Here is a 16200-nt window from a genome sequence, read left to right on the forward strand (position 1 = left end):
TGGCTTGTGTTACTTGCTCAAGGATACACCTTTGCCTCTGCAAAGAAAGCGGTCTGTCCGGCTGAAACCACCCGCAGCAACCGCCGGAAATAACCACGGCAAACGTCAGCAAAAACCTACGTCATGCTCCGGCGGATCAGCCGAACGGCCAGCAAAGCCCTGAGCTGCGCGCCTCCCCACTGACATGGATGAACGTCAAAGCACGCAACCCTACATGACAGCTAATCGCTCAAGCTTGCTTCAACACAGGGTTTAAAATCGGATTATCGAAACCATGCACCGAAATACCTGTCATGACTTAATCGAAAATATGCCGCCCACGCGAAAGTCATTCAATGTCGGATGAACGCCCAGTAGATCATCCCGGCAATCAAGGCGACTGCCATCGCCATCAACAACAACGGCTTCCATGTCAGTGTCGGCCGCATCGACAGCAGCGACGCCAGCGCGTGGCCGGAGTCTGCCGGATCGTTCCCACCCATGGCCACTCTATGCTGGCCACGCGAGGTGGTTATGGCAGAGGGTGGCACCAAAGCCTTGCGCGCGGTAACCACCCCGCCGCCGTCGGCCAGCGACTGCAACACCCGACGACGGCGTCCTCGATAGTCATCCCGCGAGATCCGGCCAAGCCGATGCGCGTCATCAAGCGCACGGAGATCACGATTGATGGCAGCTTCGCGTTCGGTCATTTCAGCTCCCTCAATACCCGGAAACCCACATCCCGTTGCGGCGAACCGCCATCCGACCGGCTGGAGTCGACACTACAGTCCGACCAATAGCTGTTGTAGCTGCCACCGCGCACCATCACGCTGCCGCCGCTGACCACCCACTCCCACACATTGCCAGTCATGTTGACCAGACCCCACGGGTTACGCGAGCGTCCCCGCGGCGATACCGGTGCACCACTGCCGTCCCCGCCACCCGCCGAAGGAAGAATGCAGTTGCTGTCCTCTGCCTGCTTCCAACTGCCGCCACCTTTCGCAGCGTGGAGCCATTCTGCATCGGTCGGCAGGCGATAGGTGAAGCCACCACTCAGGTCGCTGAGCCAGCGCGCATAGGCCCGCGCCTGATCGAGGCTGATATTGCTTATCGGCGCGGCGCCAAGATCTTTGTCGGCGACTGAAACGGCCGCGCACTTGCCGCTGCCGCGACAGAATTGATTGAACTCGTTGATCGATATCTCGGTTCGCGACATGGCGTAAGCCTTGCCGCCATTTACGCCAGGCACGACGACGAGCAAAGGTCCGCGCCCACCCTCGATGGCGTCCGAGCAGAACTTGCCCTTGCCGACAAGTTCGGGCCTGGCGCACGCGTCCGGACCACTTGCCGCCACATTGCCTGCCGTCGCCGGCTGGGCCACGGGCTTCGTACCGGGCTTGGTGGTCGCGGTGGGAGGCTTCCCCGGAACGGTGGTAGGAACCTGGGTTGTAGCCGGCTCCGGGACCGGAGCCACGACCGGCGTAGCCGGTGTCACGGGAGCGGTTACTGCCGCACGCTTGAGCTTGTCCAGCTGATCGGCAAGCGACTTCGCCGTCAACTGGCCGCGAGCCTTCATGCTGGCTTCGAGCTTGCCCAGCTCGGTCGAATCGTTGCGGCGAACGCTGTCGAGTTGCTTTTCCAGTTGCGCATACTGGGCGCTGCTTGCCGGCTGCTTGGTCGCCGCGATAATCGCGCTCGCCACGTCGTAGCGGGCCTTCGCCGTGCGCAAATCGGCATTGTTGCCAAGCGCACCAAGGCCCTGTCCAAGAATGTCCGAGGCACGCTGATAACGACCCTTCTGGAAGGCATCTTCGGCCTGGCCGAGATACGCGTCGGCCAGCAGCTTCGGAGCTTCGGTCCGCAGGAACGGATTGTCCGGCTGCAAGGCCTTGATACGCGCCAACGACTGGCTGGCTTTGCTGACGTCGCCGGCCGCCACCGCACTTTTCATCGACTCGATACGCGACTTGACTTCGGCGTCGGCGCTCTCCTGCGCAGCCGTTGCCTGCAGACGTGCCTGCAAGGTATCCAGTGCGGCCTTCTGCGCCAGCAGCTCGGCGGATTTCGGTACGTATTGGAGGCCAAAATCCACCGCAATCTTTGCCTGCGGCAGATGTTGCGGATCAGCCAGCCGCGCCGCCTCCCCCGCAATGGCGGCTCCCAACGCGTTGACCGCACGCTCGGTCTCTGGCGACTTGTCGGCATGCAGGGTCGCCATGGCGGTGGCCACATCACGCTGCCAATCCGGCGTCAGCGTGGGCTTCGCACCCAAACTGGCCAACGACGTTCTCGCATCAGCGAAGGCCTGCGCCTGTTGCTGCTGGGTCTTCTGCTGTGCCGCCGTTCGGGCGGTTGCAACGTCAGCCAGCAGCTTGCCAAAACCCGCTTCGGCCGGATCGAGCTGCTGGCCTGCCTGACCGACGCGCTCGGCGGCGTCCAGGTTGCCGTCTGCTATTTGTTCACGCGCCAGCTTGATCAAACCGGTGTTCGCTTGCGCGCGCACGGCGGCATAGTCCGCGGAATCTGCGCCGATCTGGCTGCGCGCGGTGCTCAGTGCACTCTTGACGTCCTGCAGCCAGACCACCGTCGCTTGCGGGCTGGCCAGCAAGTCGGTCACGCGGCTCTTGGCCAGGGCATTGCGCTGCGCTTCGCTGGCAGCCTTCTGTGCCAGCTGGTTCTGTTGTTCCAGCAGACTCTGACGGGTGGACGACAGACTGGAGTCGCCAGGGAACAGGTTGATCCCGAAACCGGCAATGCTGATGGCACCTGCCAGATCGCCTGCCTTCTGCCGCTCGGTTGCCTGCCCAGCCAGAACTCCCTTCAAACGGGTTGCCTGTTCCGCCAGTCGCGGATCGTCGACCAGCAGGCTTGCCGCATCTCGATAGGATGCTGCCGCCTTGGCCCGCCAGTCGTCTGCATTGACCGGCTGATCCAGCAAGCCGGTGAGTGTCTGCAAGCCTTGTTCACGCTGCTGCTGCAACTGCTGCGCCTTTTGCTCCTGCAGCCGCTGCGCTGCCAGCGCCTTGCCGATTTCGTCCAGTTGCGCGCTGCGTTGCTTCAGTCTCGCCGAATCCGGGAACAGACTGATGGCAAGTTTGAGTTCCTTGGTCGCGTCGTCGACATGGCCGGCGTCGATCGACTTGCCGATGGCGGTGTCGTACTTCAGCTCCAGCTCGGTGTTCTTCAACAAGGTGCTGTTCGGATCGATCGCGCGGATATGGCTCAGCGTGGTGACCACGTTGTCTGGCTGATTCTCGAAAATGGCATCGGCGCTGATCTGGTCGCTCAGCTTGGTATCGAGCGAGTTGAGCAGGTCATTGCGCTGCTTTTCCACCTCAGTCCGCTTGATGTCCAGTGCCGGCGAATAAAGCTTGAGGTCATCACGCAGTTTGAATACCTGCTGGGTACCGGCGTAGTCGTATCGATTCTTGTCCGGGCTCCAGTAGGCATCGATACGGGCAAGCAGGTAACTCTGGATCAGTTCGCCCTGGTCGACGACGGTGCGCTTGCGATCGTCGTCACTCAAGGTGTCGAGTGCCTTGAGCGCCTGCGCTTCATTGGCGTAGTGATCGGGGCGCGTCATGGTGAAACGCGCGATGACTTCGGACAGATGATGGTTGTGCTGATAGGTCGTCCACGCCCATGCACCACCGGCCACCACGAGAATGGCGGGCACGCCGTACAACAGGTATGGCATCGCGCGTTCGCGCGCGCCTACGTCGCGCAAGCCGTCGATCAGCTCATTCGCACTCTTCAGGCGGTCGGCCTTGGTGAAGGCAACGCTCGCGCAGAGTGTCTTGTACTGATGTTTGGTCAGCCCCTTCACCGGTGGCGGTTTGCGGCCTTCCTTCATCGCCACTTCGGCGCTGGCCTTGTCGTACGGGTGCTTGCCGGTAAGCAGCTCGAAGGTCACGCAACCGAGCGCGTAGACATCGTCACTGGGAACCGGGTCTTCGCCCCGGATCATCTCCAGGCTGGCATAAGCGGGCGTCAGGGCACCCAGCGTACCGGCGTCGAATACGGTTTCTTCGCCAACCGAATCACCCATGTGCTTGCCGGCACGGGCGATGCCGAAGTCGAACACTTTCGGCACACCCTCACGGGTGACCATGACGTTGGCCGGCTTGAAGTCTGAATGCACCACACCGGCCGAATGCGCGCGAGTGAGTGCACGCGCCATGCCTTCAATCAAAGGCCGCGCCTGTGTCAGCGACATGCCGTTGAAGGCTTTCTCACGGATCAACTGCTTGAGATCGGAGCCATCGACGTACTCCATCGTCATGAAGACGATGGTGCGGTCCTTGTCAAAATCGTAGACGCGCACAATGTTGTCGTGCGCCAGTTGTTGCGAACGCCGCGACTCGCGCTGCAACGAGATCAGTGAATCGGGATGACGACGGAATTCGTCGTTAAGAATTTTCACGGCAACGTAGGGATCGCGATCGCGCGCCTCCACCTTGCGTTCGTCGCGCGCCTTGAACACCACGCCCATGCCGCCGCGGCCGATCTCCTTCTCCAGGTAGAAGCGCCCCTTGAGCAGCGAGCCAACCGTAACGAAGTCGGAGGCTTCGCCTTCGGAGATGTGATTCCAGCTGGAGCTGGTACCGGTCACCCCCTGATGGGTGCCCTGGGTGCCAGTCAAACCTGCCGTTTGACCTTCCATCGGCCCCGTCGGCGTGCCCGAAGCGGGCTTCACGATGGTGGCCTCGTCGTCCACTGGTGGCTGCGCCTGACGAGAGGTGGGCTTGACCACGGTGACGTCGTCATCCACTGCGCCGGCTGGCGGCGCGACCGGGCGAGAAGCCGGCTGCACTATCGTGGCGTCATCATCGATCGCTGCGGGCGAAGTCGGCGGCGCAGCAGGCGTGGGACGCTGCGTGGCAGGCTTGATCTGGGTGGCCTCGTCATCGTGTAACTCACTACCGGAGGCCGCCTGCACAGCGGCCAACTTGGCCAGCAAGGCCTTGGCCACCATCGGCTCGAGCGTCCCCTGCTCGCGCTGCTGCGCCACCCACTCACATTCGGCCTGATGCTCTGCTTCGGGCAGCGTCCCGCGTGCCCCAAGGGCATCGAACAAGGCGGCGAGCTTGAGTTTGTCGGCCTGGTAGGCGGAAACCAGTTCGGCTATGGAATTCATGAGTGGGGACTTTTCTTCATTCTTGGATGCGTACGACTACGGCAGAGATGTTGTCCCGACCGCGCCGGCTGAGTGCGAGGTCGAACAAGCTGGCAACGAGATCCTGCGGCTGCGGGTTGCGACGACATTCGTCGTCAAGTTCGGCATCAGACATTTCCTTGTTGATGCCATCAGAGCAAAGCACGAAAGCCATTCCCGGCCGGTTACCAGCGACCACCCAGTCAACGAACAACTGCTCTTCCGCGCCGACTGCGCGCGTGAGTACACCGGAGCCGGCCTGCGCCGGCTCGGCAGGTGCGCCAAAATGGGTGATGTCGTCATCACCGCCATGCACATGGTCGCGGGTGATCTGGCGCAACTGCCCGTCTTCGAAGCAATACACGCGGCTGTCGCCAACCCAGCCGCAGAGCATCAGGTCATTGTCCTGCACCAGCACCACCACGGTGGAACCAATCAGGTCGACGCCACGCGTTACGGCGGTCTGCAGCAGGTCGGTATTGATCTGCGAGAGCGTGTCTTCGATCAATTCGATGAAGTCCAGTGCGCTACCGGTGCGTGGCAAGGCACCGAGTCGCTCGACAATCATCGTGCTGGCGTAGTCGCCGGCCGAATGACCACCCAATCCGTCGGCGACGACCCACAGGCCAACGTCGTCGCGCACAAGGATGGCGTCCTCGTTGTGCTTGCGAACCTTGCCGGTCACCGTGCGTCCTGCTGAAACATAGCGAGTCATCATGCGCCCATCTCGATGATCGTCAGCGGCCAGCGGGCCGCATCCGTGCCAAGGCCCGCCGCTTGGGCCAGCCGCTGTCGTGCTTCGTCAATCGAGGAGAGCGCCAGACTGCTGGCCAGAACACCTGCTGGCAGCTGCAACAAGGATGAATTTGCCAGCAGCAGCAAACGGTCGCCAGCAGCCGCCTCGCATTGAACCTCTCCACACGTCGGTTGCTCGGCGGCGCCCAACCCGGGTGCCACCGGTGCAGCACTGCTGAATAACAAGTCGTCAAACTCGTCGCTGACGGCGCCACCAGGCAAGCGGGCCGGCGCACTGCCCTGCGCGAACAACGGCTGCACTCGCCCCTGCCGGTAGTGCCACGCGCTGGCGCTGCCAATGCGCAACAAACTGGCCTTGCCGCCTTCCACATGCGCGGCAATCACCGCGCAGTCTTCCAGCACCGGATCGATCAAGTCTTCACTGGCCTGACGCAACGGCGGATTCAGCATCAACAGCTGGCTGCACAATGACTGCATACCGCCGTCCAGGTCGTCGCAAGGCAGCGCCCGGACGATGGCGGAAACCGCGTCGACGGCGCGCTGACGGGCGCTCGGCAACCCGACTTCAGCAGCCAGCACGGTCAGTCCGCACTCGGGGCGTGACTCCACCGCAGCCTTCGGCATCACTCCCATGGTCACGCCAACAGCCACGGTTGTCGTGACCGCAGCCGGAACAGTGGTGAGGGGTGGCGCCACAACTGCGGGAGCCCCCAGCAAATCCGATAGCAGGCCAGGATCGTCAGGCAACCAGGCTGGCGCCGGAGATGGCGACGGAGCAGGCCAGACGGGCGCTGTTGGTACCGCGGCCACAAGATCGTCCAGCAGATTGCTGGCATGCTCCGACAGCGATCGCTGAGGAGAGCCCGCTTGTTCAAGCGGCACTGATGAGCGCCACGGTTTGACGCCGCTGCCGGCATCGAGAAATGCGGCGTAGGCGGCCGGAGCAGGCAGCCCGTTCGTGGCCAATGCACATGCGGGAACCCGCTCGCTTCCCGCAGTCCACCACAGACACCAGGTGCCAGACGTGCTGGCCAGACGACCCCACAACTCGGCCAGAAAGGCTTCCGCCGATGGAACTGCCGGCAGAGGAAGGCGCCAGTGCGTCGCCGCCCGCCAGTCGACTTCAGGCAGCGCGGTCGATGCGGCCGAAAACCGTCTGGCCAGCGGATCGCCCAGGTCAGCCACCTGACCATCAAACGCCTCGACCGTGATACGGGCGTCCGCCTGCGCCTCGGCATGGACGTTTTCGGCGGCCTTCAGCCAGCCGACCGCCTCCGTCAAAGCCCGCGACGTGGCAGCCGGGTCACTTGCCAACGGTGCGGCAATAACCATCGGAAAACAGCGTCCGACTCGGTCAACACCAGGCCCCATGATGCCAAGCCATGCCGAGTCACCGCAGACGCCTGCGCCAAGCAGGAACCGCCAGACCGGACTGGCGTGGTAAGCGTCGCGCCAACCTGTTCCCAGTTCGTTGCGACTCTCCGCCACCGCCGTCTCGAAGTGCCCGTCCCACACGTCCACAAAACTCGACGGCAACCGACGCTGCACGAAATCCCCTGCGCAAGGCAGCTTTCCGAAAAAGCCCGCGACGGGATTCGGCATCGCCTAGCCTCCACACCGGAAGCTGGATAGCGCATTGCTGAGGAAGGGATTCTTCAGGTTGTTGGCCTGAATGGTCACCTTGGCCACATGTCCACCGAAGTTGAAGCTGGCCACGAAACGCAGGTCCGATTGCTTCTGCAGATTCGCTGCCTGCAGCGCGCGGAAGAACGCCCAGTCGCCGTGATAATCAAACGTGGTCAGCAAGTTGCCTGCCGTGTCATAGGCCGAGATGGATACATGGCCCGGCGCGGGGCCCGGCCATTTCATGCTGGCCGTTGTTGCACCACCGGACTGGTATTCGTATTTCTGGCCATCAACCTCGATCACCAGCTTGCCAATGCCGGGGTCCAGCACAGGGGCGAGAAGGGTGAAGTCCACCTCCGGCATGTTGCCGCTGCGGAAAAACATCTGCTTGATTCGATCGGCACCCTGCATCTGCGCCAGCATGCCGGCCGAACCACTGACCGCACCGGGGCCGGTCTTCCACTGCCAGTTGCGCCCGCTGGCATCAATCAGCTTGCCCACGGTCTGGTTGTAGAAGCCGTCGAAGCGACCACCGTAACCAAACATTTCGCCGAAGTTCTGCAGCGGAATGTCGTTGTTGCTTGAGGGTGAAAACGGATAGCGACCACGCGTGTAGTCAGCGCAATCCTTGGCCACCATCTGCTGGTACTGGTCATCGAGCGCGCCCTTGGTACCGCTGGCTACCAACGCCTGACTCTTCCCGGTCAGCGCGGCAAACCAGCCAGAGGCCGGTGCAGGCAGCTGACCGGCAGCCTGCTGCGCCATCAGCATCTGCGGATTGGGCTGGCCCGCCGCCGAACTGAAGTCACCCATGGTCAGCAAGGTCTTGCTGAGATCGTCGAGTACCTTGAGGGTCTGGTCGATCGGTGCCGCACCCGGCGCACCTTCGCTCAACTTGTTGAGCTGATCGAAGTGATCACTGATGACCTGTCCCGGCTTGCTGGCGGCTGCATCGGCCGCCGGGGCTCCCGCCCCGGCACCCGCTTGTGCCAACGCGCGCGCCAGCGCTGACTGAGTCGCCTTCTTCTGAGCCAGGTTCTTGACCACGTCCTCGGCCTTGTCCTTGGCATCGGTCGGTGGCGCACGCATCAGGTCATGCGTGTTGTCACTCACCACTTTCAGCAACAGCTTCATCGGCGAATTGGTGCCGGCCAACTTGGCTGCAATGGTGCTGGCATCCTGGATATTGTTGATTGGTTGCAATTCCAGGTCGGTCAGGATGCCGTCCCAGGCTTTGATGTAATCCTGCTCGTAAAGTGCGAGTACCTGCTGGGCAAGACGGGCCTTCTGCAAGGAGTCGATCTTGGTTGCACCGAACACCCAATCGTCGGCAGCGAACTGGGCAACGGCCTGATCAATGCCCTTGTCGACTTCTTCCTTGAAGACCGGCTGCGTGAACAGGGCCGGCAGCGGCTCCGATAGCGGCGCACCACTCTTGCGTCGGTAGACGTTGCCCAGCAGACCCAATTCCTTGTCCAGCCGCAGCGGCGGAAACGCGCCACTGTCCGCGGTCAGCTTGATGTTGCCGTAGATCAGCGTTGCCAGGTCCGCGGTGCGCAAAGTGTTCCGTGCCTGCTCGACCAGACTCGCATCCAGACTCAGCGCGCGCAGCCGGCCTTCATGACCGACCAAGGCGTCAAAATGCTTGGTCAGTGCCTTCTGCAGCACCGGATCGGAAGGAAACAGTCGACGCCATTCGATATTGGCCAAGGCCACGATCTGGTCGTGATCCAGATGCTCGGGCTCGCCCAGCATCAGGTAACCCTTGAGGTAGTAATAAAGCATTTGCGGATCGGCGGCATTCGCCGACAAGCCAGCCCGGAACTGGGAAGCCACGCCGGGCAGCAACAAGGCATTCAGCTCGCGATAGTAAGCGTCACGCACTTCGTCGCCGACCGCATTGCCCTGATACAAGCCGAAACGCATGGACAGGGGCACGTCGCCTTTGTGCTGCTCCGCAACGTCCACGGCGCTGGACAAGGACTCCAGCCGCTGCAGCACCATCGCAAAATACGCCTGCTGGTTCGGCGCCAACGACACGTCGTTTTGTGCCGGATACTTTTGCAGTACCGACTGCACCTGACTGAGGTAGTTCGCGTTGCGGCGATAGCTGCTGGCCAGTCCGAACACCAACAAGGCGCACACCAGCAGAACACCAATGTAGATGGCCGCCTGCAGCAAGGTCTTCTGGCGTTCCAGCTTGGGGTTGGTGCCGGCAAAACCGGATTCCTTGAACAACACGTCGCGCAGCAGGCGTTCGACGAAGAACGTGCGACTCTGCGCACCCGGTACATGCAGGCGAGACGCATCGAGGCCAAAGGTTCGCGCGACCGCGCCCATCATGCGGTCAATCGGCGTACCTTCCTGCGTGCCGGAGGTGAAGTAGGCTCCGCGCAACAACAGTGGCGCATCGTATTGATGGCCGGTAAACACGCCTTCAACAAATTGCCGGGTGATCCCTCGCAAGGCACTGAGCTGTTGCGGGAAGGACAGAATGGCCGCGCGCCGTGTGCGGTCACGCTCGCCATGCAGGCGATCGAGAATGCGGGTATTGAGACGATCCAGCAGCAGGTTGAACTCTTCGAGAAACTGCTTGGCGGCGCTGCCGTCCATGGTCTTGTCGACCGGGAACGACATGCCCCAGACCTGACTGCGCAACTCCGGATTGAGGTCGTCGAAGAACTCGGTGAAACCGGCAACCAGATCGCACTTGGTGAATACCAGATAGGCCGGAACACCGATGCGCAGATGCTTGGCTAATTCGTCCAGTCGCTGGCGCACAGCCTGGATATGTTGCTGGCGTCCCGCCTCATCCAGCGTCAGCAGATCGGACAGGCTCATGGCGACGATCACGCCATTGATCGGACGCCGCTTGCGATATTTGCGCAGCAGTTCGAGGAATTCCGTCCACGCCGACGCGTCGGCGCTGCGATCGGAGTCCTGGGTGGTGTAACGACCAGCGGTATCCAGGAACACCGCTTCGTCAGTAAACCACCAGTCGCAATTGCGCGTGCCACCGACGCCGCGGATGGCTTCCTTGCCGAACTTGTTCGACAACGGGAAATTAAGGCCGGAATTCTGCAGCAAGGTGCTCTTGCCCGAACCGGGTGGCCCGATTACCACATACCAGGGCAGCGCATAGAGGTTGGTGCCACCACTGCGATTCTTGCGCAGGGTTTCCACCGCTTCCTGGAAGCGGCCCTGCAACTGCGCACGCTCGTTGGCGGAGCGGTCGTCGCGCTCGCCACCGGACTGGGATGAGCCCTGATCACTCAGGTCACTGGCCATCTGCTTGGCCTTGCCGCGCACACGCATCTGCTGCACTTGCAGCCAGACCGCCCAGATCACCACGATCACGATGATCACCAGCAGGCGTACCACGGGACTGGACAACGGCTGTGACTCACCAAAGCCGAGATAGGGACCGCCAAACCAGATCAGCAACGACAGCAGCAGCAAGCCGACGAGGGTCATGAACAGACGGGATTTGAACAACGCAAGAAGCTTGCCCACGGTGTTCAGTCCTCCGGACTATAAAGAATTTCAACGCGACGATTGCGCGCGCGGTTGGCCGGCAGATCCGGCGGCAAGGCAATCGGTTGTGACGACCCTGCACCGCTGGACTCCAGCCGACCGGCGTTGTCGATGCCCTGACTGAGGATCTGCAAAACCGACTTCGCACGCTCGGCAGACAACGCGTAATTGTCCTTGAAGCGCAAGGAATGCACCGGCTGATCATCGGTGTGGCCGACCACCACAACCCGACCCGGCACCTGATTCAGTGCCGCCGTGATCGCATGCAACATCGGGATCTGCTTGTCAGTCACCTCGGTTCCACCCGAGGCGAACATCGCCGTCGCATTGAGCCGAACCAGCGCCGATCCATCCGGTTTTTCATCCACCGTCAAAGCGCCCGCCTGTTCCTCCGGTGCCAGCAATTGCTTCAGGCTCTTGCGCGCAACCGGCGGTTGCGCCTGCCGACGCAGGGCATCATCCGGCGGCACCGCCGTTTTCAGGCCGATCTGCACGACCTGCGCGCTGACCGGTGACGACAACTCGTTCAAGCGCGTGAAAAAGTACAGAAAAGCACCCAGCAGAAGACAAGCCGCGGCGGCCACGATGACCCACAACGGCACGTGCCGAACCAGTGGATTGCGCCTATCCTCGATGCCCCTCCAGTGCGGCGCCAGCTCTTCGACAGCCGGTGGTCGCTGACTCTTGAGGCGTCGATACAACTCTTCCTGGATGTCGGCCAACTTGGCGCGACCATCGGCCTCGATCTGGTAGCGTCCGCCAAAGCCCAGCGCCAGACAGATGTACATCAACTCGATCAGGTCGATGTGTTTGGAAAAGTCGGCACACAACCGATCGAGGATGATGAAGAATTTTTCACCACCGTAAGACTCACCGTGGAAGACCACCAGCAGCGTCTTTGCCGCCCAACCACTTTGCTGTCCCCAGGGCGTATTCATCACCGACTCGTCCAGCGTTGCACACAGCACGTAACGCGCGGCGGTGATCGTCTGGGCTGCGATACCGGCGGCCTGCGCGTTGCTCTCGAACTGACGCACCTGGGCAATCACCTGCTCACGCAGGTGCGCGGCATCGGGCTGTGACACGCTGTTGCGCAGTTGCACCGCCAGCAACAACAGCGGACTGGCTGCCTGGACCAGCGCATTCAGGCCACCACCGAGAAAGTCACTGATGGCCGCCGGCGGCACCGCTTCGGCACGCGCCGCAGAGCTGCGGGCAGCCACCACCGGCGTCGTTGGTTGCGCAGCCGGCGGAGGTGCTGCCGGAGCAGGCGCCGCTCCGCGCGGGCGAACAACGGTCGCATCACGCATCGCGTCGTCGTCAAAGGGACCGTTGCTGTTCATGCGCTCAACCTCTGATCGCCCACAGTTGCAAGTCGAGGCCGGCGAACTCGCCACCAAAGTGGAAAGCTATCCCGCCTGACGTCTTCAGATCGCGCCACATGGCCGAATTCTTGTCGAATTCGAAATACAGGTAGCCGGAGTTATAGGGAATCTGCCGCGGAGCCACCGGCATGGGCGCCACCGGGATACCGGGCAGCTGCAGATTCACCAGGTCGCGAATTTTCTCGACCGGACCAATCTTGGACTGTGCCGGCAACTGGCGACGCAGGTCTTCGGACTTCATATCGGCCTTGGCCGCGAGCACGAAGGCCGAGCTGTCGATCAAGCTGAGATCGGGAACCACGGCCACCCACACACCGAACTTCCGCTGTTGCAGCGGAATCGGAATGGCCGTCTGTTCCATCACCGCGCTCAGGCTGCTGCGCAAGGCAACAATCAATGGCTCGAAACTCGCATACAGCGCCTCATGCCGATACGGCGAAAATGCCGGTGGGCGCTTGCCTGGCGCAGTGAAGGTACAGAATTCGCCCGCCATCTCGGCCAGCACCCGGTAGAGATCCTCCGGATGCAGAATGGGTGCCGCAGCCAGGTGGGCCACCAGCGGCTGGTAGCGATTGACTACCTGCAACAGCAGAAAGTCGGCAATTTCCGCGGCACCACCACGATCGGTTACCGCAACACGGCTGGCCAACGCTTCGCCACGCTGGTGCAGCAAGCCCAGCAACTCAGTGAGAAAGGTGGTCAACTTGGCCGCGGCATGGCAGCTCAACACCGTCGGCATGAACGCGTCTTCGAGAATCACCCGGCGATCGGAACGGCACTCCACGATGCGCGCTACCGGAATCTGCGCCAGACCTTCCAGCGGCTGCGACTGCGGTAGCAGCCGGCTATTGAGGCCGCCTACTTCCAGCGCAGTCATGCCGTCAACGCTGCCCGACGCGTCGCGAACTTCGGTTTCCCGCACGCGGAAGCGAAACAAGGTTTCAGCAGACGCGTCGGGTCGACCAGTGTCCGGCTGTGCTGGCGAACGCAACGGCAGGGTGAGAAAAACCGTCTGATCGCGCCAGTTTGCATCCACCTCCAGCGCGAGCGGAAGCGGGTCGTCCGAAGGCATGCAGAACGGCGTTCCGTCAGGGAATACACCGCGGGCACGCTTGATCCCGAGTTTGCCGATGGCCAGCAGGTCGGTTTCCAGCTCCAGTTCGGAGAAACCCCAGGTGTAAGGCCGCAGATTGCCGGCGCGCAGTTCGACAAAGCGCTCGAGATAGCGTTCCTGCTGCTGCAGATGCTGGGGCCGGAGGAAAAGACCCTCGCTCCAGACGACCTTGTTGATATCCGTCATGCGTCGCACCTGCCCCTGTGAGTATCCCCGACTGCGTTGCCGGGCCTTCCGATGCCGGCCTTGAACTGCCGACACGTTGCTGGACCGTCTTTCCGACTTGCTATCTGCCATGCCCCCCGACACGGCTAGTGATGCGACTTTTGCATTCTCCGCGCCGATTTCAGGCGTGACAACTGCTCTTCATAGGCTCGTGCAAACTCGTCACCGAACAGGCGTCTGAAGCACTCGTCCGGATCACGCGACAAACCGTCGAAATTGTCGCGATACTTGTCCCAGTATTTGCCCTTGCCGGCAAACGCTGAGCGCTTTGCGCCGTCAGTTTCCTGCTCGAAACGATCCGGATTGAAGTGCACCAGCAAGGACTCGAACGCGGCACGTACGCCCGCCAGCATGGCCATCTGGTGGCAGCGGATATCATCAAACGCGTCTTCGAAAGCCAGCGTGCCGGACATGAAGGCATTATTCGGCGGGGCCATGATCTTGGCCAGCGCCTCTTCCGGATTGGGTGCAAATTTCAGCGGATTGTTCTCGGACCGCTGGATAATCGTGACCGGCAGACGAAAGGTGTTCTTGATCTCGGCCCGGGCACGCAAAACGTCCATGACGCCATCGACAACGACCCTGAACATCTGATCGACATCGGCCGGCAACCCCGCAGCTGCCGCAGCTGGCGCATAGGCCGCCACCGGCGGCGCGTAAGCCGGCGGCGCGGCCACCGGTGGTGCCATCACCGGCGCCGGGGACGAAGCGGCGGGCGACGAGAAGTCACCCATGGTCAGATCCCAGTTTTCGGGCAGCGCATTGGCGCTTGACTGCCGCTGCTCGGTCGTCATCGGTGGATGGAAAAAATCTTCCGTACTGGAGGTGTGGTTCCAGCCCGAGCTGGCATTGCCCGTCGTGGCACCCGAGAGCAGCCCGGCCGTATTGTCTGTCGGCCCGAGAAAACTGAGTGGATCAAGTTCGCCACTCAGACTCGGCGCCAGGCCGCCGGGAATCAGGTCGGCGTCGAGGGGAATGCCGCCACTCGCCGGTGGATACGCGGGCGCACGCGGCGCCAGGTCGAGCAAACCGAAATCCAGCGGGTCGAAAGCTGTCGCGGGAATCGCTTGCGCTTGTGCCGGTGCTGAGCCCGGCAAATCAGGCAACCCGGTCGCACTGGCCGCGTCTTGCAGACTCACCTCCACCTCGAAGGTGTCGATCAGCAGCCGATCGCCCTCTTTCAACGCGGAAGGGCTGCCCTTGACCAACGGTGCATCGTTGAGAAGCATGCCGTTGGTGCTGCGATCCTCGATGAAGTACATGCCATTGAGGTAGCGAATCATCGCGTGGACACGTGACACGCCCGATGCACTTAGCACCCAGTCGCAATCCTCGGAACGACCGATGCTGCCGCCAGCTCCTTCAAACACCCTGCTGCTGCGACTGCCGAACTGGGCAGCCTGACGGCCAGTAACTGCAAGGATCAGGCTCTGCGACATCGACACGCGTATTTCCCCAACAACTGTCAGACCAGCATGACCATGACGAACGAAGCATCTCGAGCCATGCAAAGAATCAGGTTTCAAGCTTTGCGAAAGATCGGCATTCGAAGACCGCAACGCCGTGAGCTGAATTCACGATCAGACTGACCGCAGAGACTTCCACATCCACAACCGAGCATCCTGCTCAACTTCGTACCATCCCTGCCCGACTCCCTTGGCTATTCGGCTGGCGAAAAAGTCGCCGGCGAGCCACGGCCATGAGGCGTAGGCAGTTGGAGCTGCCAGATGACCGGCAAACTACAACGAATTTGCCGCCCGTCATCGTATCGCCCAACGCAAGGACGAGCAAGGTCAGGACACATCCAAATCACGCCAACCAGTCCCCTCAACCGACACTGCTGCCGGCAAGGCGCCAGGCCAAGACTCAGAGAAAACTCAGGTCGTGCCACCCGCTCCATTCAGAAGAGTCATTGCCGGCTCGATGAAGGCCGCGCGACGACTCTCGAACTTGTCGATCACCAGAGCCGCCAGCATGTTGATCCCCGCCACCACAGCACAAGCGGTCAGATGATCCGGTGGCGGCACCGGGGTCTCCTGCGTAGCAGGCGCGAGGCTCCCGCCAGACCAGCCCGCGGCGGCAGCCACCCATGCACCGGCTGACTTGTAGCCACCCGCATTGGCGAACTCAAACGCAGCACGCCGATTGCTTTCGTTCGGCTCACGCACCCATCGCTCCGCAAGTGAGGCGCCGGCCTTGTCCTCAGGATCAAGCACCTGGTCACGCGCACATTGGCACAACCAAGCCACGGCATAGCGCTTGGGCAGCATCCTCGCCAACAGTTTCAATGCATCCTGTACCTGCCCTGCCGCCACCAGCGCCTGTACGGCGGATTGCGCAGTCATTTCGGGGGTGAGCAATGCGTTGGCCTGTTCGGACAACTCCATCTGCATCGACGCCTGCATGAGTCCTGACATTTGCGTCTC

The 16200-nt window shown here is 62.0% G+C and carries 9 protein-coding genes; all 9 read right to left on the reverse strand.

All coding sequences use genetic code 11. The features are described 5' to 3' along the window. Positions 1-332: 332 nt before the first annotated feature. A complete protein-coding gene (locus PY254_RS14735) occupies positions 333-689 on the reverse strand; it encodes a hypothetical protein (RefSeq protein WP_281012791.1) in 357 nt (118 codons plus the stop codon). Beyond that, on the reverse strand, positions 686-5116 hold the full coding sequence (locus PY254_RS14740) for a protein kinase domain-containing protein (RefSeq protein ID WP_281012792.1): 4431 nt from the start codon (positions 5114-5116) through the stop codon (positions 686-688). The genes PY254_RS14735 and PY254_RS14740 overlap by 4 nt, the downstream gene beginning before the upstream one ends. A gap of 16 nt (positions 5117-5132) precedes the next feature. Beyond that, a complete protein-coding gene (locus tag PY254_RS14745; protein ID WP_281012793.1) occupies positions 5133-5852 on the reverse strand; it encodes a PP2C family protein-serine/threonine phosphatase in 720 nt (239 codons plus the stop codon). Then, positions 5849-7492 carry a type VI secretion system-associated protein TagF gene (tagF, locus tag PY254_RS14750; RefSeq protein WP_281012794.1) on the reverse strand — a complete coding sequence of 548 codons (1644 nt, stop codon included), beginning with the start codon at positions 7490-7492 and terminating at the stop codon, positions 5849-5851. The genes PY254_RS14745 and tagF overlap by 4 nt, the downstream gene beginning before the upstream one ends. A gap of 3 nt (positions 7493-7495) precedes the next feature. After that, a complete protein-coding gene (gene tssM / locus PY254_RS14755) occupies positions 7496-11029 on the reverse strand; it encodes a type VI secretion system membrane subunit TssM (RefSeq protein ID WP_281012795.1) in 3534 nt (1177 codons plus the stop codon). Positions 11030-11034: 5 nt separating this feature from the next. After that, positions 11035-12360, reverse strand: a complete 1326-nt coding sequence (gene icmH / locus PY254_RS14760; protein ID WP_281015238.1) for a type IVB secretion system protein IcmH/DotU — start codon at positions 12358-12360, stop codon at positions 11035-11037. A 37-nt stretch (positions 12361-12397) separates the two neighbouring features. Next, entirely contained in the window at positions 12398-13735 is a 1338-nt protein-coding gene (gene tssK, locus PY254_RS14765; protein WP_281012796.1) for a type VI secretion system baseplate subunit TssK, read from the reverse strand. Between the two features lie 125 nt (positions 13736-13860). Beyond that, the gene (gene tagH / locus PY254_RS14770) at positions 13861-15213 is read right to left on the reverse strand and encodes a type VI secretion system-associated FHA domain protein TagH (protein WP_281015239.1); all 1353 of its coding nucleotides are present in this window, start codon (positions 15211-15213) and stop codon (positions 13861-13863) included. A gap of 438 nt (positions 15214-15651) precedes the next feature. Next, positions 15652-16191, reverse strand: coding sequence for a DUF6931 family protein (locus tag PY254_RS14775; RefSeq protein ID WP_281012797.1), 540 nt, complete (start codon positions 16189-16191; stop codon positions 15652-15654). Positions 16192-16200: the final 9 nt, after the last annotated feature.

It is taken from the genome of Rhodanobacter sp. AS-Z3 (assembly GCF_029224025.1).
In the GTDB taxonomy this organism is placed as follows: domain Bacteria; phylum Pseudomonadota; class Gammaproteobacteria; order Xanthomonadales; family Rhodanobacteraceae; genus Rhodanobacter.